Genomic DNA, 314 nt, shown 5'->3' with positions numbered 1-314 from the left:
GCCAGGCCGTAATTTTAAACTGACAGCAGCTTACAGCTTCTGACAAGGTTCCCGAGTATGGGATCAGGACAATAATGAGTATATCGACTTTGCCGGTGGTATTGCGGTAAATGCGCTGGGCCATTGTCATCCTGAGCTGGTATCGGTACTGAAAGAACAGGCAGACCAGCTGTGGCACCTGAGTAATGTTTTCACGAACGAGCCTGCTCTGCGTCTGGCGAAGAAGCTGACAGATGCTACTTTTGCCGATAAAGTTTTCTTCTGTAACTCAGGTGCAGAAGCTAACGAAGCCGCCTTTAAACTGGCTCGTAAGT

1 pseudogene is annotated in these 314 nt (G+C 48.7%); it reads left to right on the top strand.

Going from position 1 to position 314, the window contains the following annotated elements:
* Window positions 1-55: 55 nt before the first annotated feature.
* A pseudogene (locus tag EYD46_RS18150) lies at window positions 56-314 on the top strand (aminotransferase class III-fold pyridoxal phosphate-dependent enzyme); the annotation flags it as partial.

This window comes from Hyunsoonleella pacifica (assembly GCF_004310335.1).
Taxonomy (GTDB): domain Bacteria; phylum Bacteroidota; class Bacteroidia; order Flavobacteriales; family Flavobacteriaceae; genus Jejuia; species Jejuia pacifica.
This window is presented reverse-complemented; position numbering and strand designations above follow the sequence as displayed.